At 44.4% G+C, this 25,335-nt stretch carries 21 protein-coding genes; 10 read left to right on the forward strand and 11 right to left on the reverse strand.

Features of this window, described 5'->3' with window-relative positions; translation table 11 throughout:
- Window positions 1-66 precede the first annotated feature (66 nt).
- From ggt to NAF19_RS24530, 4 genes are all read left to right on the forward strand, one after another.
- Window positions 67-1,773: a gamma-glutamyltransferase gene (ggt, locus tag NAF19_RS24515; protein ID WP_252792996.1), complete on the forward strand. Its 1,707-nt coding sequence runs from the start codon at window positions 67-69 to the stop codon at window positions 1,771-1,773.
- Between the two features lie 161 nt (window positions 1,774-1,934).
- Window positions 1,935-2,375 (forward strand): MarR family winged helix-turn-helix transcriptional regulator, encoded by a 441-nt coding sequence (locus NAF19_RS24520; RefSeq protein ID WP_370362916.1) that lies wholly within the window; start codon window positions 1,935-1,937, stop codon window positions 2,373-2,375.
- A gap of 363 nt (window positions 2,376-2,738) precedes the next feature.
- A complete protein-coding gene (locus tag NAF19_RS24525) occupies window positions 2,739-3,245 on the forward strand; it encodes an FKBP-type peptidyl-prolyl cis-trans isomerase (RefSeq protein WP_252792998.1) in 507 nt (168 codons plus the stop codon).
- 82 nt (window positions 3,246-3,327) lie between these two features.
- Complete coding sequence (locus tag NAF19_RS24530; protein ID WP_252792999.1) at window positions 3,328-4,287, forward strand: FKBP-type peptidyl-prolyl cis-trans isomerase; 960 nt, start codon at window positions 3,328-3,330, stop codon at window positions 4,285-4,287.
- On the opposite strand, the gene NAF19_RS24535 is transcribed toward NAF19_RS24530, so the two are convergent.
- The 7 genes from NAF19_RS24535 to NAF19_RS24565 all read right to left on the reverse strand — a co-directional run bounded on the left by NAF19_RS24535 (window position 4,288) and on the right by NAF19_RS24565 (window position 11,257).
- Window positions 4,288-5,598, reverse strand: a complete 1,311-nt coding sequence (locus tag NAF19_RS24535; RefSeq protein WP_252793000.1) for a cryptochrome/photolyase family protein — start codon at window positions 5,596-5,598, stop codon at window positions 4,288-4,290.
- On the reverse strand, window positions 5,591-6,499 hold the full coding sequence (locus NAF19_RS24540; protein ID WP_252793001.1) for a TIGR01777 family oxidoreductase: 909 nt from the start codon (window positions 6,497-6,499) through the stop codon (window positions 5,591-5,593). Before NAF19_RS24540 ends, NAF19_RS24535 begins: the two co-directional genes overlap by 8 nt.
- A gap of 164 nt (window positions 6,500-6,663) precedes the next feature.
- Window positions 6,664-6,975, reverse strand: a complete 312-nt coding sequence (locus NAF19_RS24545; protein WP_252793002.1) for a Dabb family protein — start codon at window positions 6,973-6,975, stop codon at window positions 6,664-6,666.
- 89 nt (window positions 6,976-7,064) lie between these two features.
- Complete coding sequence (locus NAF19_RS24550) at window positions 7,065-8,510, reverse strand: SDR family oxidoreductase (protein ID WP_252793003.1); 1,446 nt, start codon at window positions 8,508-8,510, stop codon at window positions 7,065-7,067.
- 96 nt (window positions 8,511-8,606) lie between these two features.
- Window positions 8,607-9,935 (reverse strand): ABC1 kinase family protein, encoded by a 1,329-nt coding sequence (locus tag NAF19_RS24555; RefSeq protein WP_252793004.1) that lies wholly within the window; start codon window positions 9,933-9,935, stop codon window positions 8,607-8,609.
- Between the two features lies 1 nt (window position 9,936).
- A complete protein-coding gene (locus NAF19_RS24560; protein WP_252793005.1) occupies window positions 9,937-10,608 on the reverse strand; it encodes an HAD family hydrolase in 672 nt (223 codons plus the stop codon).
- Window positions 10,595-11,257, reverse strand: coding sequence for a TetR family transcriptional regulator C-terminal domain-containing protein (locus tag NAF19_RS24565; protein ID WP_252793006.1), 663 nt, complete (start codon window positions 11,255-11,257; stop codon window positions 10,595-10,597). Before NAF19_RS24565 ends, NAF19_RS24560 begins: the two co-directional genes overlap by 14 nt.
- 253 nt (window positions 11,258-11,510) lie before the next feature.
- Here NAF19_RS24565 and NAF19_RS24570 point away from each other — a divergent pair, with 253 nt between their 5' ends.
- From NAF19_RS24570 to odhB, 3 genes are all read left to right on the forward strand, one after another.
- Window positions 11,511-12,815 carry a DASH family cryptochrome gene (locus NAF19_RS24570; RefSeq protein WP_252793007.1) on the forward strand — a complete coding sequence of 435 codons (1,305 nt, stop codon included), beginning with the start codon at window positions 11,511-11,513 and terminating at the stop codon, window positions 12,813-12,815.
- Between the two features lie 279 nt (window positions 12,816-13,094).
- Entirely contained in the window at window positions 13,095-15,902 is a 2,808-nt protein-coding gene (locus tag NAF19_RS24575) for a 2-oxoglutarate dehydrogenase E1 component (protein WP_252793008.1), read from the forward strand.
- Between the two features lie 180 nt (window positions 15,903-16,082).
- Window positions 16,083-17,702, forward strand: a complete 1,620-nt coding sequence (gene odhB, locus NAF19_RS24580) for a 2-oxoglutarate dehydrogenase complex dihydrolipoyllysine-residue succinyltransferase (protein WP_252793009.1) — start codon at window positions 16,083-16,085, stop codon at window positions 17,700-17,702.
- 202 nt (window positions 17,703-17,904) lie between these two features.
- Here odhB and NAF19_RS24585 read toward each other — a convergent pair whose 3' ends face one another.
- Complete coding sequence (locus NAF19_RS24585; protein ID WP_252793010.1) at window positions 17,905-18,360, reverse strand: DinB family protein; 456 nt, start codon at window positions 18,358-18,360, stop codon at window positions 17,905-17,907.
- Between the two features lie 170 nt (window positions 18,361-18,530).
- Between NAF19_RS24585 and NAF19_RS24590 the strand changes: the two genes are divergently transcribed.
- Window positions 18,531-20,249, forward strand: coding sequence for an ArnT family glycosyltransferase (locus tag NAF19_RS24590; RefSeq protein WP_252793011.1), 1,719 nt, complete (start codon window positions 18,531-18,533; stop codon window positions 20,247-20,249).
- A 10-nt stretch (window positions 20,250-20,259) separates the two neighbouring features.
- Window positions 20,260-21,285, forward strand: a complete 1,026-nt coding sequence (locus NAF19_RS24595) for a lipid A deacylase (protein WP_252793012.1) — start codon at window positions 20,260-20,262, stop codon at window positions 21,283-21,285.
- 81 nt (window positions 21,286-21,366) lie between these two features.
- Here the strand turns inward: NAF19_RS24595 and NAF19_RS24600 are convergent, their stop codons facing one another.
- Together NAF19_RS24600 and mnmL are read right to left on the reverse strand one after the other, a co-directional pair.
- On the reverse strand, window positions 21,367-21,708 hold the full coding sequence (locus tag NAF19_RS24600; RefSeq protein WP_252793013.1) for a hypothetical protein: 342 nt from the start codon (window positions 21,706-21,708) through the stop codon (window positions 21,367-21,369).
- Between the two features lie 141 nt (window positions 21,709-21,849).
- Window positions 21,850-22,797 (reverse strand): tRNA modification radical SAM protein MnmL/YtqA, encoded by a 948-nt coding sequence (gene mnmL / locus NAF19_RS24605; protein ID WP_252793014.1) that lies wholly within the window; start codon window positions 22,795-22,797, stop codon window positions 21,850-21,852.
- Window positions 22,798-22,970: 173 nt separating this feature from the next.
- Between mnmL and NAF19_RS24610 the strand changes: the two genes are divergently transcribed.
- Window positions 22,971-23,453, forward strand: coding sequence for a VOC family protein (locus tag NAF19_RS24610; protein WP_252793015.1), 483 nt, complete (start codon window positions 22,971-22,973; stop codon window positions 23,451-23,453).
- A 65-nt stretch (window positions 23,454-23,518) separates the two neighbouring features.
- Here the strand turns inward: NAF19_RS24610 and NAF19_RS24615 are convergent, their stop codons facing one another.
- Window positions 23,519-25,297 carry a PAS domain-containing protein gene (locus NAF19_RS24615; RefSeq protein WP_252793016.1) on the reverse strand — a complete coding sequence of 593 codons (1,779 nt, stop codon included), beginning with the start codon at window positions 25,295-25,297 and terminating at the stop codon, window positions 23,519-23,521.
- Window positions 25,298-25,335 lie beyond the last annotated feature (38 nt).

Consider the following 25,335-nt stretch of genomic DNA (forward strand, 5'->3'; position numbering starts at 1 on the left):
AAACCAATACCGTCATTTTTTAAATTGAAATATGATAAATTAGCCCGATTATTTTATAAATCACGTATGCATCATCCACACCTTTTAAAACAAGCCGCAATACTGCTTTTTTGTGCAACTATTTTACAAACAGCCGTTGCCCAGGATCCTGCCGCGAAAACGCCGGATGGCCCGTTCAGGAACGGAATGGTAGTTTGCGCCACACCCAATGCGTCAAAAGTTGGATTGGACATATTAAAAAAAGGTGGCAACGCGGTTGATGCTGCTGTGGCAGTACAATTTGCACTTGCGGTCACCCACCCCGAGGCCGGCAACATCGGGGGCGGCGGTTTTATGGTTTACAGGTCGGCAAAGGGAAATACCAATACGCTTGATTTTAGGGAAAAAGGCCCGGCAGCCGCAAGTGCCAATATGTTTTTGGACAGTGCAGGTAACGTGGTAAAAGATATGAGCCTTGCAACACACCAGGCCTCAGGTGTGCCGGGTTCGGTTGACGGCATGGTTGAGGCGCACCGCAAATATGGTAAGCTTAAATGGGCCGATTTGGTTCAACCCGCTATTGACCTGGCACGTAAAGGTTTTGCAATATCCAGGCGGTTGGCCGGCTCATTAAACTGGGGTGGCCCGCAGTTTAGGAAGCTGAACCCCGGCAAAACATATTTTTTAAAGGACGTAGCCTGGAAAGAAGGTGACTTGCTGGTGCAAGAAGACCTGGCAAAGACGCTGGAATTAATACGAGATAAAGGCCGCGACGGATTTTATGCCGGTAAAGTAGCTGATGAAATAGCAGCCGAAATGCGAGCCGGTAACGGACTGATTTCGAAGGCGGATTTACAAAATTATCATTCAGTTTGGCGCAACGCAATAACCGGAAAATATAAAGACTATAAAATTATCACCATGCCGCCGCCATCAAGTGGGGGGATTGCTTTGCTTCAGTTGCTCCATTCGGTTGAAAAATACCCGCTGCACCGCTGGGGCCATAACCAGGATTCGACCGTGCAACTGATTGTTGAAGCTGAGCGCCGTGTATACGCCGACCGTTCCAAATACCTTGGCGATCCAGATTTTTATAAAGTGCCGGTGGATAGCTTGCTAAACCCAACGTATCTTGACAACCGGATGAAAACATTTAACTGGAACGCAGCCACACCAAGCAGCAGCATACAACCAGGCGCGTTTGTGGGGTACGAAAGCGACCAAACTACACATTATTCAATAGTTGATAAAGAAGGCAATTCGGTTTCGATAACCACTACACTTAATGGTTCGTTCGGCTCAAAAATACTGGTTGGTGGCGCAGGCTTTTTGCTGAACAACGAAATGGATGATTTTAGCTCGAAACCGGGCGTGCCGAATATGTTCGGACTGATTGGTGGTAAGGCAAATAGCATACAGGCAGGCAAACGCATGCTGTCGTCAATGACGCCAACTATTATTGAAAAAGGTGGCAAATTGTTTATGGTGGTAGGTACGCCGGGCGGCTCAACAATAATAACTTCGGTATTTCAAACTATTTTGAACGTAATTGAGTTTGATGAGGATATGCAACAGGCCGTTACGTCGAAACGTTTCCATCACCAATGGCTTCCTGACCAGGTAAACATCGAGAAGGATGCGCTTGATCCTGCCGCAATAAGCAAGCTGGAGCAAAAGGGATATAAAATTATAAGCGGTGGTGCAAGCGGCCGCGTTGATGCTATACTGGTAACCAAAGATGGCTACTACGGCGGAGCGGACCCGAGAGGGGACGATACGGGGCTGGGGTGGTGAAGTAGTTGGCGGTTGTGAGTATGCAGTTGGCAGTCAAACAACTACTAAAAGTGCCAAATTTCTAACAACTGCCACTAAATACTGCAACTGCCACTGGCCAGCAAAAATTGCAACCGCGAGCCTGTCCTGCTATGAACTATGAACCATGAACTATGAACCAATTGAAACACCAGGAAACTATTGATTATTTTTTAAAGATAGTTTGGCAAACTGTGGCTAACCGGTACAACCAGATAGTTACCGAGTTTGGCATTACGCAGTCGATAGGGTATTTGCTGATAAATATTGATGAGAAGGAGGGCACTACGGTGTCGCAGGTTGCAGCGCTGCTGGGGCTGAAGTCGACAAGTTTATCGCGGATGCTGGCGCAACTTGAAAAATCGGGATTGATATACCGGGAATCAAACGAGGGGGACAAGCGCTCGGTAAAAATTTATTTAACCGAGCTTGGTAAAGAGAAGCGTCATCTGGCCCGGGTGATAGGGCGCCAGTTTAACAACTACCTTAACGATAACATCAGCGAAGCTGACCGGGAATACTTGATAAAGATGCTGAAGAAGGTGAATACGTTGACGATGAATTTTAAGCCGGGAGAGAAGTGAACCGGGAATAAACAGATTAAATGATTTCCGGGATGCCGTGCCTTCTTGTTAAATCCCAATTGACTCTAAACGGGGACGCAGAATCTTTCTGCATAATCCAATAAATCCTTTAATCCGCTTAATCCAGGTTCAGACAATTATCAAACCAAACCATACACGTTTATCAAAAAATCACCGTTATAAGTTGCGAAAACGGGCCTTAAAACGTACAGGCTTTTAGTGGCTTATACCATTAATTTGTTAAAAAATGTTAAGCTGCTGTTTTTGAATTATAAAAGAATAAATTTGCCGATTGAAATATAGGGGCCGTGTTTGTGCATTAGCTGCTTAATTTAAAGGCAAATAAACCGGATAAATGCCAGGATGAACAGGATACTGTTATTTTTATTGCTATTGTGCGCTTGTTTTGCGGGATGTAAAAACACCAACGATGTGCCTGCCCAGATAAGGGCGCAACAGGCGGTTGATGCTAAAATTATAACCGCATATTTGCAAAAAAACAGCATTACAGCCAAGCAGGTCGATTCGGCCGGGGTTGGTTTGGGGATATATTACGTGGTTGATACGCTTGGCGGCGGTAACGATGTGCTTACCAACTCAACCAGGATAACGGTTGGGTATACAGGTACAAACTTGCAGACGGGGACCACATTTATTACCACGGACCAGTTTCATCCGTCGTACGTATTAGGAAGTACGATAATGGGTTGGCAGTACGGGATAGCAAAATCGGGTGTAAAAAAAGGGGGGACAGTAACGTTGTACGTTCCTTCGCATTATGCTTACGGGCCGTTTGCGCAGCCGTCGTACGGATTGCCGGCTAATGCGATATTGATTTTTAGAATAAAACTTTACAACATAACCAACTAACATAACAAGCTCAGCATATTTATAACAGCGAAAAAGGTATGTGATGAGGGCAGCGACAAGCCGCTAAAACAACAAATAACAAATGAGACAAAAATTTTTTACCCTTCTTTTTATTTCTGCTATAGGTTTGGTATCATGCCGCAAAGACAAAATTGAGCTTGATATTAAACAATATGACGATGCCCAGATACAAGCCTATATAAGTTCGCACGGTATTACCGGCATGCAAAAGGATACTTCGAAGCAGGATAGTTCGGGTATTTATTACCAGCTGCTGCTGCCCGGTAAAGTTGTGCCTCCTGCAACAACATTACAGCAGCTTGATTATCCTGACAAGGTTTCGTTTGTATTTACGTTGCGCTCGGTTGATGGTCAATATATTTCGGCTGATACTATACAGAACCGGATGGAAGACTACCTTGGTCATTTAACATCAAATGCCATGCCTTATGGCCTGGAGATGGCCATAAGGAACATTGTAAAATACAAAGGTGCAAGCGCACGGTTACTGATACCCTCGCACCTGGCTTACGGGGTTAGCGGCTATGGCTTAGGCAGTTCCAGCAATGCTAATACAAAAATTGCCGGTAACCAGTGCCTTGATTATTACGTGCATGTAATTGATAGCTATAAAGATTATGATCAGCAACTGATACAAAGCAGGGTTAGTGATATATCAACCTATACCAAGGTTGAAAGTGCCGCAAAACCGGGGTATTTTTATTATTACAAAATACAAACACCAGGTACCGGTACTGATAAAATAGGGCCGAATAGCACAATAACCTGTACATACACCGGCGAATTGCTGAACGGGACTGTTTTTGACGGGAGCTATAACGGAACTAACATAGCAACACAACCGGTTGCAAGTTACGCAGTTAGCGGCTTATCAGAGGCACTGCAGAAATTTGCCGTTGCCGGAACTAAGATAGTTGTGATAGTACCATCAGATTTGGCGTATGGAAATACTACGGCAGGGAGTATCCCAACAAACAGTGTTTTGAAATTTAGTTACCAGGTGTTAACAGTAACTCAATAGTTATTTTGACAGCGCTTCTTTAAACGCTTTCAAACACCTTTCGCGCGCAAAAGCGTGATCAACAATGGGTTTTGGATATTTGCTAAAGTCAGCATATTCCGGAACCCATTTTTTTACATATTCCAGTTTGGGGTCGAATTTCTTCATCTGCGATTCGGGGTTGAAAATGCGGAAATATGGCGCAGCATCGGTACCCGAGCCGGCCGACCATTGCCAGCCACCAACGTTGCTGGCCATTTCATAATCGAGCAGCTTGCGTGCAAAATAGCGTTCGCCCCAGCGCCAGTCGATCAGTAAATCCTTGCTTAAAAAGCTGGCCACTACCATGCGCACGCGGTTGTGCATATAGCCTGTGGCGTTTAGTTCACGCATGCCGGCATCAACCAGCGGGTAACCGGTTTCGCCTTTGCACCAGGCTTCAAATTTCTTTTCGTCGTTGTTCCATTTTATCCGGTCGTATTCCGGGCGAAAAGCATGGTCGCCCGTATGCGGAAAATGATAAAGTATCATCATGTAAAACTCGCGCCATACCAGTTCGTTCAGCCATGTTTTCTCGTTGAAAGTACCGGCGGTGCGCGCCAACTCGCGGATGCTTACGGTGCCGAACCGCAGATGCAGGCCGATGTGCGTAGTGCCTTTTATAGCAGGGAAGTCGCGCTTTTCTGCGTAATCGGCAATTAGTTCTTTGTAATTAATTTGGGGTAATTCGAGATCGCTTTTTCCAAAACCCATCGCCTTTAATGTTGGCAGTGGTAGCGTTTTGGTTTGATAAAAGTTGTTGAAATGCTTCTTATTAGGATAAGCCTTCAGATAAAATGGAGTAAGCTTTTGGTGCCACTTACGCATATAAGGCGTGTAAACAGTGTAAGGTTTGCCATCATCCTTGGTCACCTCTTCGCGGTCGAAAATTACCTGATCTTTATATGTATTAAAAGTTATATCGTGCTTTTTTAGCATCATCGCCACCGAATCATCACGTTCGTTGGCATAAGGTTCATAATCGTGATTGGTATAAACGGCGGCTATGTTGTAATCGTTCAGCAACTTGCTCCAGGCATGGGCTGGGGTATCATAAATTACCAGCAAACCGCTACCATGTTGATGCAGTTCTTTATCAAGGGCTGTAATGGTTTCGTAAATAAAGGTCACGCGGGCATCGTCTTTATCTTCCAGTTTATCCAGTATATCCTTATCAAAAATAAATATGGGCAAAACGGGCTTGCCGCTTTTCAGGGCATGGTAAAGTCCCGCGTTGTCGTCAAGCCGTAAATCGCGCCGGAACCAAAATATCGAAACAGGTTGTTTATCCATAAATTTCTGCCAGGGCTGATGTTATATCCGGGTATTTGAATTTAAAGCCGGCATCCTCAATTTTTTGTGCCGATACTTTGGTGCTGCCAAGTACAATGGTGCTCATTTCGCCCATAATAAGTTTTAACACAAATGGCGGCACTTTTGGCGCCCATAAAGGTTTGTGTAATTGCGAGGCAATGGCTTTTGTAAGTTGCCCGTTCGTTACCGGGTTAGGAGCAACCTGGTTGTAAACGCCGGCGAAGCTTTCATTTTCAATACCCAGCATATACATATCAACCACATCCTGCCAGTGTATCCAGGGCACCCATTGTTTGCCGCTGCCTAAGGGAGAGCCAACATATAATTTAACAGGCTGCGCCATTAGCTTTAAAGCGCCATCAACAGCAAGCACCACGCCGGTACGGAATTTTACGATGCGTAAGCCAAGCTTTTGACCCTCGTCGACCGCATTTTCCCATTCCACGCAGCAACGGGCCATGAAATCGGTATTAGGCGGACTTTCTTCAGTTAGCAACTCATCACCCCGGTCGCTGTAATAGCCAATTGCTGATGCGGATACGATGGATGTTACCTGGTGCTTTTTTGTGCCGAGGAGGTTGTAAATTAATCTAATTGACTTTGCCCGGCTGTCTATAATTTCTTTTTTACGTTCGTCCGTCCAGCGCTTATCAGCAATGGCAGCGCCAGCCAGGTGAACAACTACATCAACACCGTCAATGCAGGCTGGGTCTATTTCGCCCTTGTCAACATCCCACAAAAAGGTTTTAACCTGCGGATTTTTACCCGCACTGCGGCTTAAATGGCTTACCCGCCAGCCCTTAGCCAGCAGTTGTTCGGTAAGCTTTATGCCGATAAGGCCCGTGCCGCCGGTAAGGAGGATGGATTTGTTTTGGTTCATAGTTGGGAAGGGTTCATAGTTGATGGTTCATAGTTCATAGTTCATAGTTCATAGTAGAAAAGTTTGTAGCAGATGGAAACTAGCACGATAGTATTGCGAAAGGATAACTGTTACTAACCACCAACCGAAGCGGCCATGAACCATGAACTATCAACCATGAACTGCTAAACGTTTACGCTATCCGATACAACAACTTTGCTGCAAAGCGGTTTGGCGTAGTTTTCGGCAAATATTACGTGTGTTGGGTCAACCTGGTAGGCTTCCTGTGCTTCGGGGGTATCAAATAACAGCAGCAGCGAAACATCGTATGAACGATCGACCACACTGCGGAATGTTTCGGCAGGTACGCCAATGTGAATTTCGCGGATGTGCGGTATAGGCAGCAGCAAGTTTAAGCCATCAAGCAGTTGTTGTTTATCGGCTTTATCATTAAGCCAGAAATGTACGTGGTGAACGAAGGTGTTTTTAAGGAGCATGGTAAGTTATTTTATTGGCTAAAATCGGAATAAAAATTAATGATTACGCTCGGGATTTATCAACTTTTTAAAAGTTGTCAAATCTAAGACTATGCGGATACTTCAAACTTTGTAATCTGCTCCGCCATCCCCTTAAAAATAAAGATATGAAACGGGAACATGGCCGCCCAGTACAACCTGCCCCATAAACCTTTGGGCCTGAAGGTAGCTACCTGGCTCAAAAATGTTTCACCATGGCGCTCTACAATTTTAAATTCGAGCCAGGCTTCGCCGGGAAGTTTCATTTCGGCATAAAGCAGCAGGCGTTTGTGGGGTTTGTCGGCCAGTAAAACGCGCCAAAAATCGATGGCGTCGCCGGGGGAGATATTGATATTACTGGTACGGCCACGGCGCGAGCCTACGCCGCCAACAACTTTATCTAAAAAACCACGCAGGTTCCAAATCCAGTTCCAGTAGTACCAGCCGCGTTTACCGCCAATGGCCCAAAGGTTGTTCAACACCTCTTTCACATCGCGCTTAAACGGCGTTTTTACTTTGTATTCAAGCGTTCCGTTTTGAGGTACTTTTATCTGGTCCATAAAGCCGGGTTGCAGATAGCCGCGGTTAAGAGCGTCCTTCCAACTGGAAACAATTGAGTTTTGCTCAATCTTTACGAATGCGAGTTCCAATGCTTCTTTATAGGTAAGGCAATTGCGCGGCGCAACTTCATTAATTGAATTATCTTTTACAATGGTTTCATTCTTCATGCTATCAACCAGGCTTTGCGCCAGTGAGTAGCTTACAGAAGTAACAAAGTAGAGCCAGTAAGATGATATTTTTGGTGACAGGAACGGTATGGTTATAATGTACCGCTTAAGTTTGCGCACTTCAGCATAACCCAGCATCATTTGTTTAAAGGTAAGGATATCCGGGCCGCCAATATCGAACGTGCGGTTATATGCTTTTTGGTTCAGTAAAACGCTTTCAAGATAGCCCAGCACATCCCTTATGGCAATGGGTTGGCATTTGGTGTTTACCCAGCGTGGTACAGTCATCAATGGCAATTTTTCTGTCAGGTCCCGTATAATTTCGAATGATGAGCTGCCTGAGCCAATAATAATTGACGCCCTTAAAACTGTAAGCGCGGATTTTCCTTCTTTCAGCACATCCTCCACATGCCGGCGCGATTTTAAATGAGTCGACAGGTGGCTGTCATTGGTGATGCCGCTTAAAAATATGGTTTGTTTACAATGGGTTTTATCCAGCTGCTTAACAAAATTATGGGCTGATGTTGCCTCCAGTTCAGCAAAATCTTTGTTCCCGGTCATGGAGTGCACCAGGTAGTAGGCAGCATCAATATCAGTGGGAAAATCCTCTATAGTTTCGGGATTCAGTAAATCTCCGGTCAGCAAAGTTACATGGGTGCTGTAGTCGCTGTTTTCGTGAAAACGGCGTTTGTCCCTCACCAGGCAAATCAAATCATGGCCTTTCTCCAGCAACACGGGGATGAGCCGGGTGCCGATGTATCCGTTAGCGCCTGCGAGAAGTATTTTCATATGCTTACTAACAATTTAACAACCAAACTTTCAGCAAGTTTTATCAGCAACAAAATTGTCTTTATCGCCAGCTGATAACTTGAAATTGGCGATTATTTAAACAAACTGCTCCACCACATGTGGTTTAAACGTGTCCGTTTTTACCTCAGCCTTTAACTCGTGCAATATATTGTATAAACCGAAATTGGTGCGGTTTACATAAATAAAATGCTTTACGCCGCGCGCTTGTTTAAACTCGGGCATTTTTGACACTTTTTCGCCAAAGCCGTATAACTCCTCGAAAAAAGCGGTTTGGCCAAAATCAAAATGGTCGGTAATATACGGTTTGGCAAACAGGCCAATCATTTGTCGGTACATGCCATAGTAAAACTCAATTTGCGCCGGGGTATCATTAGGGTGTATCATTTCCAGCTGGCGGAACGCTTTGATGGTTTCTTCTTTGTTATCCATTAACCCGGTTGAAGTAAGCGAGAAGAAGGGATAATAAAAGTCTTCCGGCATTTCCTTTATACATCCAAAATCAATAACACCAAGCTTGTCGTCGCTGGTAATCATAAAGTTGCCGGGGTGGGGGTCGGCATGTACTGCCCGCAACTCATGCTGCTGAAAGTTATAAAAGTCCCAAAGCGCCTGCCCAATTTTATTGCGCAGCTGCTGCGAAGGGTTGGTATGTAAAAATTCGCGCAGGTGTTTGCCTTCCAGCCAGTCCATAGTGATGATGCGTTTGCTGGATAGCTCGGGATAGTATTTCGGGAAGACAACGTTGTCCAACCCCGCGCAGGCGTTTGAAAACTCGATGGAACGGCGTACTTCCAGTTCGTAGTCGGTTTCTTCCAGCAGGCGTTCCTCCACTTCTTTCATATAAACATCAAGTTCGCGCTCACTCATGCCCAGCATCCGGAAAGCAAAGGGCTTTACCAGCTTAAGGTCGGACGAGATAGAATCACCAACACCCGGATATTGTATTTTAACGGCCAGCTTTTTGCCGTCCAACTCGGCCTGGTGCACCTGGCCTATCGAGGCTGCATTTGAGGAACGGACGTTAAATTTATCGTAAATTTTATCGGGCGTTTTGCCGAAGTACTTTTTAAAAGTCTGCACGATAAGCGGGCCTGAAAGGGGAGGTGCATTGTATTGCGACTGCGAAAACTTATCTGTATACGCTTGAGGTAGCAGGTTTTTATCCATGCTGAGCATTTGGGCCACCTTTAGCGCGCTGCCCTTCAGCTCGCTTAACGATTCATAAATGTCAGATGCATTATCCTCGTTCAACTCGCTTTTATCCATGTCGGGGTTGAAGAGCTTCTTGGAGTAGTGCTTAATATAATTGCCACCAATTTTAAACCCGGTTTTTACAAATTTGGCCGAGCGTTCAACCTTGCTGGTGGGTATGCTGTTTTGTTCTTTCGGTGTTTTATCACTCATGTTATTGTTCCTTAAATAATGCGGCCAGCTTTTGCACGGTTAGTTGTGAGTAATCATCAATTACCAAATCAACCGGGTGCAGGTCAGCTGCAGGGTGGCCCGTAGTTATGCCGACAACCTTCATACCTGCATCATTCGCCGCCTTAATGCCGGCAAGCGAGTCTTCGAAAACTACGCAATTAGCAGGCTCACGGTTTAGTTTTTCGGCAGCTTTTAAAAATATTTGTGGATTGGGCTTGGGTTTGCTTACCATGGTTGAATTAACAATCTCGTCAAAATCATCCCGGATCGGCACTTTATTCAGTATAAAGTTGATGTCTTCTACCGTTGCTGAAGTTGCCATTGCCATTTTAACGCCGGCATTTTTTAGTTCGGTTAAAAAGTTTTCCAGCCCGTTCACCGGCGCCAGGTATGGCGCATATAGATCGCGGTAAAGTCCTTCTTTTTCGGCAAGTAGCGCCTTTAACCCGCTTTCGTCGCGGTCGGGAAACAAACCCCGAAGGGTATCGATAATCGGTACCCCGCTTATTTGGGTGTAATAAGTTTGTTTGCTTAACTCGCCTTTGCCGTATTTTTTAAAAAGGGCCTGCCACGATTTAAAATGGTAGGGAGTATTATCGATTAATGTGCCGTCCATGTCAAATATCGCGGCGAACAAATTAATTGCTTCCAAAGCCCATTTTTTCGGTTAAGCCGCCGTTTTTTGCTAAAAACTTGCCATACTCAAAAAGGTTGTCGATAGGCGAACGCTGAAACAGATCGAAGGTTACGTTGATGCCTTTTTCAATGGCCTCGTCAGTCTTTTCAAAACCTGTCGAGTTATCATTTATCCAGAAATTAAGCACAAACACCAGCTGTACCCAAAGCGCATCCTTATAGCGGTTGCTAAAGAACTTACGTTCGGATAACTCGTTCGTTTCCAGCCCTTCGGTAATCAAATCGCTGCAGAAGCTTTCAAAAGCGTCCTTCATACCAGTAAAAATAACAGGGGTGGTAAATGATTTCGGCTGTTTTTTGATGCTGTAAACAACAAAGCTGCGGCTGCTTTTAAGCAACTCAAAAAAGCTGTAGAAAAATGACAAGGCCTTTTCGCGTGCCGAATATTGACCCCACACTTCCTGGGTTTTTATTTCGGCAATGGTGCGCACCGCAAAGTTGGTCCACAAATGTTGCTCAATAGCGTCGAACGAGCCAAAGAAGCGATAAAATTCCTCTTCGGTCATTTTATTCTTTTTTGCAAAAACGTAAACCGATTTGGGCTGAGTTCCCTCGGTTAATACAAAATCGATATATGCTTTCTGGATGCTTTCGATAGTAGCCATAACAGGTGTGTTAGTTGAAAATATAAAATTAAAATAATACTTGTAAGTAAATGTCACAGGTATCTATAATTAACGGTAGGATATTTAGGATAGTACAAAATATAGCTTACATTTAAATTCCTGTACTGTTTAAAATACCAAAATCACACTAAAAATGTTTAGCCGGTGTCAAATATTGGCGACAGATGTTGGTAACAAATAAATAAATTGCAAATTTGTACACTGCAGTAAAGTTAACCCCCCTTGATTAACTATGAGCGAAAGAACAATATTGGTATGGTTTAGGAATGATTTACGCATTCGCGATAATGAAATATTATTGGAAGCAATACGTAAAGCCGATAAAGTATTACCTGTTTATTGTTTCGACCCTTTCTATTTTAAACATAATCTGTCCGGCAACCCTAAGACTGGTAATATAAGGGCAAGGTTTCTTTTGGAGTCGGTAGCCAATCTTCGCAAAAATTTACAGGCACTGGGCGGTGAACTTATCATCCGGATAGGCAACCCGGCCGAAATATTACCGCAACTTGCCGATGAGTACCAGGTAAACGAAGTGTACCATCACCGCGAAGTTGCACACGAGGAAACCGAAATATCTGAACAAGTGGAAACCGCGCTTTGGAAAATGAGGCTTAATCTGAAGCATTTTATAGGGCATACTTTATATCATAAAGAGGATTTGCCGTTCCCTATAAAGGATATCCCCGACAGCTTTGCCGTTTTTAAGAAGAAGGTGGAGCGCGATAGTAATGTACGCCAGTGTGTGGTCACTCCCGACCAAATAGTTGCCCCGGAAATTAAAGATAAAGGCGAAATTCCAACCTTGCAAATGCTGGGCTTGAACGAACCCTTTGACGACCCGCGTGCAACTGAACATTTTGTTGGGGGCGAAGATGAAGCCCAGGCACAGCTCGAAAAGTTTTTCTTAAATAACAGCCATACCATTATCGGCAAAAAAAATACAAACATTAACTTGTCAAAGATGTCGCCATGGATTGCCCTAGGTTGCATCTCGCTGCGGCAGGTTTATTGGGAGGTTATTAAGCAACAACAGCTAAATAATACGGCTTACCCGGGTATGCTGCTCGATTTACTGTGGCGCGATTATTTCAGGTTTATGTTTAAAAAACATGGCCAAAAATTCATCGCCGTAAAAGATGAATTGACAGGTATGACCGAGAGCGTAGTAAACGGAAACGAGCTTTTTGAACATTGGGAACATGGAGAAACAGGCGTGCCGCTGGTAGATGCCATTATGCACGAATTGAACGCTACGGGCTATATCAATAATTACAGCAGGCAAATTGCAGCAGGTTTTTTGGTGAATGAGCTTAAGGTCGACTGGAAGAAAGGCGCCGCTTATTTCGAAGAAAAACTCATAGATTATTCGCCCGCCAGTAATTGGGGCAACTGGGCTTTTATAGCAGGCGTTAATGATCCCCGCGAAAGCCGTTACGCTATAGCGGCGCTGCCCGTAACCGAACAAACTGCAAAAAGCGACTACATCGATACCTGGCTGCCGGAAGTATATGCAACAGGTGTTGTGGTAAAATAATTGGTTAAAATTGTAATAATTGCGCGCCCATTACGTCATATATTTATTATGAACCACTTCGAGTAATTTACCGTTATTATTGGTTTACTCGCTATACTTTTCGAGGGGATTTCCTACGTGCGCGATTTTCTGCGCAAACTTTTACACAAATAAATGATGCTTGTTACCACATTTAAACTAATACCCCAAATGTTAATAAGTGGTTAAGTTTTATAAATTATTTATAAAGTTTATAAACCTATATGTTTACTTTTGTACCGTTTTAAAGATTGGTTTCTCATGGATCGCCTCAATTATATCAACAGCGGCAACGCTGCCTACATTAACTCCCTTTACGAAGCATATCAACAAGACCCGGAATCTGTAGACTTTGGATGGCAAAAATTCTTTGAAGGATTTGAGTTTGGGCAAAATGCCCCTGCTTCAGCCACAGCCCCTGCTACCGAAACACCGGAGCACTTTTTGAAAGAAATAAACGTACTGAATATGATAGATGGCTACCGTACACGCGGCCATTTATTTACCAAAACCAACCCAGTGCGCGAAAGGCGTAAGTATTTTCCGGGTAAAGAACTGGAGACTTTTGGTTTAAGTGATGCCGATCTTGATACGGTATTTTCATCGGGCGTTGAAGTTGGCCTCGGCGCAGCTACATTACGCGACATACACCAGTTATTGGAGCAAACCTATTGCCAGTCGATAGGTGCTGAATACCGCTACATCCGCAATCCTATCAAACTAAAATGGTTTGAAGACAGGATGGAGAGCAAGCGAAACACCCCGTCTTTTTCGGTTGATGAGAAAAAACTGATGCTCGACAAATTGAACGAGGCAGTTGTTTTCGAGAACTTTTTAGGAACAAAATTCCTGGGCCAGAAGCGTTTTTCGCTTGAGGGTGCCGAGGCGCTGATACCGGCGTTGGATATGGTTATCCAAAAAGGGTCGGAGTTTGGTATAGAGGAGTTTATTATAGGCATGGCCCACCGTGGCAGGCTGAATGTGCTTACCAACATCATGGAGAAGCCTTACAAAGAGGTTTTTTCGGAGTTTGAGGGTAAGAACTTTGATGAGGATACCCCTTTTGGCGGCGACGTTAAATATCACCTGGGCTACTCAACTGACATAATTTCCAAGAGTGGTAAAAAGGTGCATTTAAGCCTTTGCCCCAACCCATCGCACCTGGAAGCGGTCGACCCGGTTGTTGAAGGCCTTACCCGCTCAAAGATTGATTTTAAATACAATGGCGATGAATCAAAAATCGCCCCTATATTAATACATGGTGATGCCTCGGTTGCAGGCCAGGGCATTGTTTACGAAGTATTGCAAATGGAGAAGCTGGACGGCTACCGTACCGGCGGAACCATCCACGTAGTAATCAATAACCAGATTGGCTTTACCACAAACTTTAAAGATGCCCGCTCGAGCACCTATTGTACCGATGTGGCCAAAACTGTGCTTTCGCCGGTTTTCCATGTTAATGGGGATGATGTTGAGGCGTTGGCTTACGTGGTAAACCTTGCTATGGAATATCGCCAGGTGTTTCATGAAGATGTGTTTATCGATATTTTATGCTATCGCAGGTACGGGCATAACGAGGCTGATGAGCCTAAGTTTACCCAGCCATTGTTGTATAAAGCAATTGAGGCACACCCAAATCCGCTTGAAATTTACAAGCAGAAACTACAGGCCGAAGGCAGCATAGATGCCAACCTGGCTTTGGAGATGGAAAAGAAATTCCGTGCCGAGTTGCAAACCAAGCTTGATGAATCAAAGGCCGAAGACAAGTTTACCGAAACGGTTCACATGTTTGAAGGCGCCTGGCAGGGGATGCACCTGGCGACCACCAAAGAATTTTTTACACCGATTGAAACATCGGTTCCGGAAAAGGAACTTTTAGCTATCGGTAAGAAAATAACCGAGTTGCCGGAAGGAAAGGCTTTTTTCAAAAAAATTGAAAAGCTGTTTGAGGAACGGAATAAAATGGTAACCGGGACCCACGTGTTTGACTGGGCGATGGGTGAATTGCTGGCTTATGCTACTTTGTTGAAGGATGGTCACCCGGTTAGGCTAAGTGGCGAAGACGTTAAGCGCGGTACATTCTCGCACCGTCATGCTGTGTTAACCCTGGTTGATTCGGAAGAAGAGTTTATCCCGTTAGAGACTATAAACAGCGAAGCAAAGCTTAGTATTTACAATTCCCTGCTTTCCGAATATGGTGTGTTGGGTTTTGAATACGGGTACGCTTTAGCAAATCCCAATGCATTAACCATTTGGGAAGCCCAGTTTGGCGACTTTTTTAATGGTGCACAAATTATAATAGATCAGTACATAGCCAGCGCCGAAACAAAATGGCAGCGTGGTAATGGTTTAGTGATGTTATTACCACACGGCTACGAAGGGCAGGGCCCTGAGCATTCATCGGCACGCGTTGAGCGTTTTATGGAGCTTTGTGCCGATAGTAATATACAGGTGGCCAATTGCACTACGCCTGCAAACTTCTTTCACATATTGCGTCGCCAAATGTTGAGGGATTTCCGCAAGCCGCTGGTGATATTTACACCAAAAAGCCTGTTGCGCAGTCCTAAGTGCGTGTCGAAACTGGAAGAATTTACCAAAGGTAAATTCCATGAATTGATTGACGACACCTACGCCGACCCTAAAAAGGTAAAACGCGTATTGCTTTGCACCGGTAAAATATATTACGATCTGCTTGAAAAACAACAAGTTGACAAGCGCAAGGATGTTGCCATTGTTCGCGTAGAGCAACTATACCCAACGCCTGTAGTGCAGATATTAAAAATAAAGGCTAAATACACCAAAGCAACCGAGTTTGTATGGGTGCAGGAAGAGCCTGAAAATATGGGCGCATGGCCGTATATTTGCCGCAAGTTCCATAACGATAAAGTAATAAACCTGAATGTGATTTCGCGGCACGAGGGAAGCAGTACAGCTACCGGTTTTGCCAAGCAACACGCTGCGCAGCAATTACTTATTGTATCAAAAGCATTTGAGGCCCCGGCCGGAAAAGCGGTGAAAACTGTTGTTAAGGAAACAGCCGAGAAGATGGCGAATGTGGGTGCGGATTAATTAATTTGAAAGTTTGATGATGTGCCGATTTGAAGATGAACAACCTTTAGGCGGAGTCGTCAACTTTTTAAATACAAAAAAATATTAATTTGGAGATTTTGAGATCTGCTGCTTGGAAGATAAACAATCATCGAGCGGCATTTTCAAATTTTCAAATCAGCAAATTTTCAAATTGAAAAAATGAGTTTAACTATCAAAGTTCCGCCGGTTGGCGAATCGATTACTGAAGTAACTTTATCAGCCTGGAAAAAAAAGGACGGCGATACGGTGCAAATGGACGAAGTAATTGCCGAATTAGAATCAGATAAAGCAACTTTTGAGCTTACTGCCGAAAAGGCGGGCGTTTTAAAAATCGTTGCAGCCGAAGGCGATACCTTAGCTATCGGTGCAACCGTAGGCACTATTGAAGAAAGTGGTGCACCTGCTGCGGCGCCAAAAGAGAGCGCCCCGGCAGCACAGCCGCAACCTCAAGTTGTTGCAAACGCGCCTGCTCCTGCACCGGTTGAAGCTACGCCGGCAGCGGTTCCTGCCCCGGTAACGGGTGGCGGATCGTTACAGGTAAAGGTACCAACAGTAGGTGAATCGATTACGGAAGTAACCTTGTCACGTTGGATAAAGAAAGACGGAGATACAGTTGCCATGGACGAAGCCATTGCGGAACTGGAAAGTGATAAAGCGACATTTGAATTAACTGCCGAAAAAGCAGGTACGTTAAAAACCATAGCCAAGGAAGGCGATGTATTGCCAATAGGCGCGGTTGTTTGCACCATTGAAGGTGCCGGCGCAGCAGCCCCGGCTGCTAAACCGGTTGACGCATCACCCGCAAGTTCAGTTGCCCAGGCAAGTAATGGTAAAGCAACAACCTATGCGTCAGGCACACCGTCACCGGCTGCAGCCAAGATTCTCGCGGAAAAAGGAGTGGAAGCAAGCGGCGTTAGTGGTACAGGCGTAGCAGGCAGAATTACCAAGGCAGATGCTATATTAGCTGAAAAAGTTTCAGAAAACCCGCAGGCCCCCAGAGAAATACAAGGTACAGTTGCTGCCCCGGCAGCAAAGCCTGCAGATGTTGCTCCAAAAGCAGCGCCGGCTGCCACAGGCGCACGTTCAGACAGGCGCGAGAAGATGTCGTCGTTGCGTAAAACGGTTGCCAAACGTTTGGTTGCGGTTAAAAACGAAACAGCGATGTTGACCACCTTTAATGAGGTTGATATGTCGCCGATAATGGAAATCCGCAGCAAGTACAAGGATAAGTTTAAAGAAAAACACGGCGTAGGACTAGGCTTTATGTCGTTTTTCACCAAAGCAGTTTGCGAAGCACTGAAAGACTGGCCGGCAGTTGGCGCCCGTATTGAAGGCGAAGAAGTTGTTTACAGCAACTTTGCAGATATATCAATAGCAGTATCGGCTCCCAAAGGCCTGGTGGTTCCTGTTATCCGCAACGCGGAAAGCATGAGCCTGGCTGAAATTGAAAAGGCAGTTGCTGCCCTGGCAGTTAAAGCCCGCGAAAATAAATTGACACTTGAGGAAATGACTGGCGGTACCTTTACAATCACTAATGGTGGTGTGTTTGGCTCTATGATGTCGACACCGATATTAAACTCGCCACAATCGGCTATCCTGGGTATGCACAATATTATTGAGCGCCCTGTTGCTGTAAACGGACAAGTTGTTATCCGCCCGATGATGTACCTGGCTTTATCTTATGACCACCGTATTATTGATGGCCGCGAATCGGTAAGCTTTTTAGTAAGGGTAAAACAACTACTGGAAGACCCTGCAAGGTTATTGCTGGGAGTTTAAGCAGCCCAACAGAAAATATATTGAACCCGGGTTATGCCGGGTTTTTTGTTTACTGGTTTGTCTGAACCTTGATTTTTCACCAGTTATTTATTTTTTAATGGCGTTCAAGAAGGCTACGCCGTTTACTTGATTAGAGGATTAAAGGATGACTATCATCATTGTAATCTTAAAATCCTAAAAATCATGGTTCAGACAACAATAATCAGATGGCACGCTTCAGCGCCATAATATACCCCATATGCAAGCCATCATGAAAGGTTAGAAATTTAATAGCTTCCTTAATGCTGGATATTTCCACGCCGTAACGGGTAGTAAAAGTTGGGTAGTCGGTAAATATTCCTTCGTTGTAATCCTCTTCCAATTGATAAATGGTTGAAAGCATCAGGGTTTTGATTTCTTCAACCCCGGCTTCGTCAACAAAGCCTGTAGGAGTGGTGCCGGGTTTATATGTTTCAAAAAAGCTTTCTTCCACTACAAGAGGCGCATTGCTGCGTTTGTAGCACAACCCCTGCTGGGCGGCAACCATGTGCCCAAGGTTCCATATAATATTATTTATAAAGCCATCGGGAATTTTGTTTAGTTGATCAACAGATAAATGGGCAATTAAGCCGGTGGCGGCGGCACGAATTGTCTTGATGTCGTCGAATACTTTTTCCATAGTTAGGTTTTGTGCCGCTAAATTGGCGAAATAATTTTAATTACCATTGGGTAACTGTAACAAATTCAACGGGTTTAATATAATCAGGATACACACCATCGGGGCAAGGACGGGACGGAGATATTTTCATCTTTTATCCTAACTTTACCGCGCTAAAACATCAAATATTAATGCCCGCTACTACTTTCAATAAGCCTGTAAATTCAACCAAACTCATCTGGTATTTTATTATTGGCTGGACAGTGCTGAACATTATACAGGCTACTACTTTGGAGTTGCAGGGTGACGAGGCTTATTATTGGATGTACTCGCGCTATCTCGACTGGGGCTATTTTGACCACCCACCAATGGTGGCCCTGTTTATCCGCATAGGCGACATGTTAATGCACAACGAGCTTGGTTTGCGGCTGTTCACGGTGCTGCTAAGTTCGGCCTCCATTTACCTGCTGTGGCTCACGCTAAAATCGTACGCTGTTGATGCTTTGGCTTTCGTACTGGTGGTATCGGGGGTATTTATTTTTCATATCTACGGGTTCACCACAACGCCCGATGCGCCGTTGTTTTTCTTCACGGTACTGTTTTATTATTTATACCAAAAATATCTTCAAACTGATAAATGGGGGCTTGCCGTACTTTTAGGCATAACCATTGCCTGCCTGCTTTACAGTAAATATAACGGCATCCTGGTGGTCGGTTTTACATTGCTTGCTAATTTAAAATTGCTAAAACGTCCTTCATTTTGGGGTATCGTGGTCGTCGCTATAGTGTTGTTTGTCCCGCATATTATCTGGCAGGCAAACCATAATTATCCGTCCATTAACTATCATTTATATGAGCGTTCGTCCGACAAATACGACATTGTTAATACCTTTTCCTACCTGCCAGGCCAACTGTTAATGGCGGGGCCGCTTATCGGGTGGTTTTTGTTTTACAAGGCTTTTACAGTTAAAATTAAGGATGCGTTTATCCGCTGCCTTTTGGTTAATTGTGTGGCTACACTGCTTTTCTTTTTTACCAGCAGCTACAAAGGCGAGGTTCAGCCGCAATGGACATTTATTTTATTTGCGCCACTGGTTATGCTCACGCTCATCCGTTTTAAACAAAGCGGTGGCTGGCCAAAATGGCTGCTGCCGTTGGCAATTGTTAATGTGAGCATAATTATTGTAGTGCGGATAATTATTATAGCCGGTTTTGGCTTTGCCCGAACGTATGGGCACCTCAAAAGCTATTATGGTTTTAAAGAGTGGACGCAAATGGTTAAGCAAAAGGCTGGCGACAATTATGTGGTAATGACTGATGGTTTTCAAAACCCATCGAAGTATAACTTTTATACCAATAGCCTTAAATGCTTTGCTTACGATAATCGCTATTACCGAGCTACGCAGTATGATATATGGCCCATGGAAGACAGCCTGCAGGGTAAAAGGGTGTTTTATTTATCACCCGTACCATTAAACGGTTTTACTAACGATTCTATAAAAAACGAGGCAGGCAAGTGGTATTATAATTGGGTTGACAACGTGCGCACGTATCAAAAGGTGTCCATAGAAACTGCACCGCTTAAATTGACTACCGTGCCGGGAGGCAAAACCACATTCGACCTTAAAATAACCAATCCTTACCCGCATCCGATAAGTTTTGCCGATAGCGGCTACACGCACCCGTTAATATTGGAATATTGCTTTTTTAGGGGTGATGTGCAGACTGAGGTAGTTGAAGCAAAGTCGACTTATAAAAAGATAACTTTACAACCGGGTGAAAGTACCCATTTCAATTTTCCCGTAATTTCGCCGTTGGAAAAGGGGGATTTCAATTTGATATTCTCGCTTCGCACCGAGCCGTTTTTTGGCAGCAAAAACAGCCGGGTAATAAAAATAACCGTAAAATAACATCGCCCCAATGATAAAAAAGCTCTACCTCGTAATAATTGTTTCAATAATAAGCAGTACGGCCGCACTAGCCCAAAACCTGGATATCCATTTTAACGGACTTGGTTTTTTGGATAACCGCGAGTATAAAGATTTTGTTGCCCGCTCACGTACCTACTCTGGTACTCGTATTGCGCTTGATTTGGGGCTTAATCTTGATAGCCTTAACCACTTTATTGTGGGTATCGACGGCATCCATGAGTTTGGCGCCAAGCCTTACTTTTTAAAAGTAAACCCGGTGGCTTATTACAAATATGAAAGTGCTAACTGGCTTTTTGATGCAGGTGAATTTCCAAGAGAAGGGGTGATCAGCAATTACCCGCGGGCTATGCTGAATGATACGCTGCGCTATTACCGGCCAAATGTGGAAGGTTTGCTGGCGCGATATCACTCAGCAACATTTACCGAAACCGGCTGGATCGACTGGGTTAGCCGCCAAACCCAGACCGACCGCGAGCAGTTTTTATTTGGGTTTGAAGGCCGGTGGAGGCCGTCGGCAACCGGTCTATTTTATGTTTCACACTATGTGCTGATGCTGCATGACGCAGGTGCTGAGGTGCTTTTACCCAACGACCACGTAGGCGACGACGGTGCCGCACAGGTACGTCTTGGCCTCGATTTTAGCCGGAAGCAAACTACATTCGATTCATTGTCGTTCGAAGCGGGAGTGATGGGTTCATTCCAGCGCAGGCGTGGTTTGGGAGCTGCCAAAACGCCGGTTGGTTTTATAGCCAGCGGCTATTTAAGCTACCACAGGTTTGCCGCGTTTGATGAGTTTTATGCAGGCCAGGGTTCGGAATTAGCTTTTGGCGATGCCTTTTACGAAAAGAAATTTTATAACCGGTTGGATTTGATGTTTACTCCGTTCCTGTTCAATCATATAAAAGGCCAGTTTATTTTCAGCATACACCGCACCCCAGGCTTCACCAGCAACCAGGAAGCATTCAGGATTACGTATGATTTGGGAAGGAAAGTGATTGCGCGGTTTAAGGATTAATTTTCTGAACCTGGATTGAGCGGATTAAGCGATTTCATGGATTTAATTGCAGACTTGTTTTCCGTTAATCCATTAATCTGCTCAATCCCGGTTCAGACTCGCTAATACAATAAATCCAATCGTCGCCAGCAAACATACCGCCCCCAACCAATTTCCAAACCTGGCATATAAAGTATCAATATGATGTGGCGAAACATCACCCAGAAGGCTTGCCTGTTTATCGTTAGAGCAGTTGGCTTCGCTGGTTACGCGGCCAAACTGATCGTTAATGGTTAGTCTGCCGCGGCGGGCTGCACGTACCATCGAGAAACCGTTTTCAACGCTTCGTAATATCGCCATGCGGCAGTGCAGCCAATCGTCTACCACAAAATCCCAGGCAGGTACATATAAAATCCCCGGCTTATCATCGCTATAAGTTGACAATTGTCAATAATTTGACACGACAGCAAGATTTAACACGATTTGCAGGATGGTAAAAGATTTACAGGATTTTAAGCAGGCACAGAGTCGCCGCTGTAAGTAATCATGTAATCTTTCTAATCCTTAAATCGTGTTAAATTGGGTTTATAGTGCTGAACCCTGCACAACGCCTCTCGATAAAATCTTTTGGTCGATATAATATTGTATCTCCGATTTTTTTAGTCCCCAGTTGGGTGCTATCAGTAGTTCGCGGTCACTTAAGCCGAATAGGCGTTGGATAACTATATCGGGGCGGACGCGGGGAAGCAATTCGCACAGAAAGTCAGCATATTCATCAATGCTGAAAACTTTGAATGGCTGGCGCTTATATTTTACGCCCATTACCGAGCCCTCCACAATATGTAGATGGTGGAATTTTACAAATCTTATCTGTGGGAAACGGTTGATCTCGTCAGCATAGCGCAGCATCATTTCGTGCGTTTCCCACGGAAAGCCAAATATGGTGTGCACACAAATATCCAACTTGCTGTTCTCCACCATCTTCAGGGCCTTCACCAGATCATCGTGACTACAGCCCCGATTAATCTGTGCAAGAGTATCGTTATAAATTGATTCCATGCCCATCTCCAAATCCACGTCAAAACGGTCGGTATAGCTTTCAAGCAGGGCGATCTTTTCGGGGTCGATACAATCCGGGCGGGTACCTATGGATAGGCCCACAATATCTTCAGTACCGTAGCTTAAAGCCTCGTCGTACATCATTTTTAAATAATGCGCCGGAGCATAAGTATTTGTATTGGGCTGAAAATAAATAATAAATTTATCGGCTTTATTGCCGGTCCGAGCACGCTCCATCCCCTGTATCACCTGCTCGCGAACAGTGGGTGCGTTGCGTGATACAGAAGGCGTGAAGGAGTCAACGTTGCAATACGTACAGCCGCCATAGCCCTTTGAGCCGTCGCGGTTGGGGCAGGTAAAGCCGCCGTCAACAATCACCTTAAACACCCGGTGTCCCTTGTACTTCTCCTTAAGCCAGGGCCCGTAGTTGTTATATCCCTTTTCCCAAACTGCTGTTACTGTTGTTGATTCCACCGATTATTCTTTGATTTTACCGATGATGAATGGTTCATCGATTTGCAAGGCAAAGATACAAAACTATAACCTAACCAAGCCGTTGTCCTTATCTCCCCCTTAATTTGGCTCCGGAACACATTGTTATGGGCGAAGAGGGTGCCTACCTTTGAATAAATCAAATAAACAAAATTATGGCAACTACTATGGAAACATCCGCACAGCGAATTGCACCATTTTTATGGTTTAATGGTAATGTTGAAGAAGCTTTAAAGTTTTATACCTCAGTTTTTAAAGACAGCCGCATTGGAAGTGTAAGTAACCTGGATACCGGGGCTCACGGCAAGGTTACGGTCGCTAGTTTTTATCTTAACGGTGTTGAGTTTATGATTTTGGACGGCGGCCCTTTCGCTTTTAACGAGGCCATTTCGTTTTATGTAAAATGCGAAACCCAGGATGAGGTTGACTATTATTGGGAAGAGCTTTCAAATGGCGGCGAAAAAAGTCAATGCGGCTGGCTTAAAGATAAATTCGGTGTATCGTGGCAGATAGTTCCCGATGCAATGGTGAAATTGATGTATGATAGCGACCCGGAAAAATCAAAACGGGTAATGACCGCCATGATGAAAATGAGTAAGATGATTATTGCTGATTTGGAGAAGGCGTATGAGGGGTAGGTGAAGTCCAAAGTCTTGAGTAAACTGCATTATTACACTACTGGCTCAAGACTTTAGAACTAGAACTACACACTAAACTTAATTGTAGTAGTAGCCCCCAAACCCGGCCCGGGGCTTGCTATGTTAAATGAGCCTATATGGCTCTCAATAATAGTACGGCAATTGTAAAGCCCCAAGCCTGTACCGCTCTTTTTGGTGGTAAAACCACGCACAAAAAACAGGCTGGCCGTTTGTTCGCTAAAGCCACTCCCGTTATCGGTGATGGTTAGCTGCAATACATCGCCGGCAGACATATCAATAGAAATGATTTTTTCTTCGGCATTCGGGTCAATAGCTTCGATGCTGTTTTTAAGGATATTTAAAATTACCTGCATTAGCTTGGTGTGATCGCCTTTTATGGTGTAGTTGCCCGGCTTGATGTTTACTTTTAGCTGTATGCCTTTTTTATCGATAGTAGCAAACAGCATGCTGCGGCAATCGTGAATAATGGTTTCCATATTTACCGGCTTGCGTTCCTGCATGCCCTTATGGTTTTTTACTAACTGGCGTTGAATGTTGAGTATCTCCTGTATATGGGTGATGATATTCAGCAGTTCAGTTACCGATTTTTGTATATCAGCACTGTTTACCGCTTGCTCGCTCACAATCCCATCGGTTATCGATACCAGGGCACCGGCTTTATTAGCGCCAATGGCGCCAGCGATTTGAGTTTCGTTGGTCTTTAAAAATGCAGAAAGACTTTTAAGGTTATCCAGGTTATTTTTCCCGAGGCTTTGGTTGATACGGTTAAGATGCGCGCCAAGGCCTACCATGGCATTACCTATATCATGCAAAAACTCAGATGCAATTTCAAATTTTCCCTGGGCAATTGCTTTTTCCAGCTGCTGTTCTTTTTGTTCTTCTAACTGCCTGTTGAGCACGTTCAGGTCTTCCGCTTTCTTTTTTAGTTCCTCCGATTGTTCTTTAAGGCCCTTGTTTAATTCCTTTAGTTTTTCGTCCGATTCTCTTCTCAGGGTAACATCGTGACCGATGCCCAACAGCCGGATAATTTTGCCGCGTTCATTACGAATAGGTATTTTAGTGGTTTGCAGCCAGCGCATTTTGCCCGTTGCGTCTAAAAAATACTCATCGTTATTAATTATCGGCACGCCGGTTTTCATTATATGCATATCGTCCTCATAACCGCGCCTGCCTATATCATTGTTAAATAACTCCAGGTCTGTTTTGCCTAAAACTTCTTCTTCGGTTGCAGCGCCTATGCATTCAACGTCGGCGCGATTAGCAATAATCTTTCGCCCTTCTCTGTCCTTCACATAGATGGTATCAGGCAGATTGTCGATCAGCGTACGCAGCATAATACGTTCGCGTTGGATTATTTCTTCGGCTTTTTTGTGATGGGTAATATCAACCAGCGTACCGATTACGGCCAACTGTGCATTGTCGCCATCTTTGAAGACGCTACCCCTCGACCACATCCAAACCCAACTGCCGTTGCTATGAAGCATACGGAAATAAGTTTCAAATGTGTCCTTTGGATTATTGAGGACGTTATTAAATGAACTGATGGCAGCTTCTCTGTCTTCGGGATGAAGCAACTCAACCCAACAGCTTTTTAAATTACTGGCGCCCGACATGTCAAAATCCTTTATATCCCTGCCAAGTAATCTAAAATAGATGTCATTACACCAAAGAAATTCCGACTCGGCAAAGTATTCCCATGCACCAATTTCCGAAGCGCTGATAAAGGCCTTATATCGTTCAAGTTCTTTAAGGGCGGCTTTTTCAGATATTTTTGAGGAGATATTTTTGTCCTGCATTTCTGCATGCATATTCGTGAGCGTCATTTATAATGCGTATTATACTTGATATTGATAATTGTTAA

Source organism: Mucilaginibacter flavidus, from assembly GCF_024055575.1.
Taxonomy (GTDB): Bacteria; Bacteroidota; Bacteroidia; order Sphingobacteriales; family Sphingobacteriaceae; genus Mucilaginibacter; species Mucilaginibacter flavidus.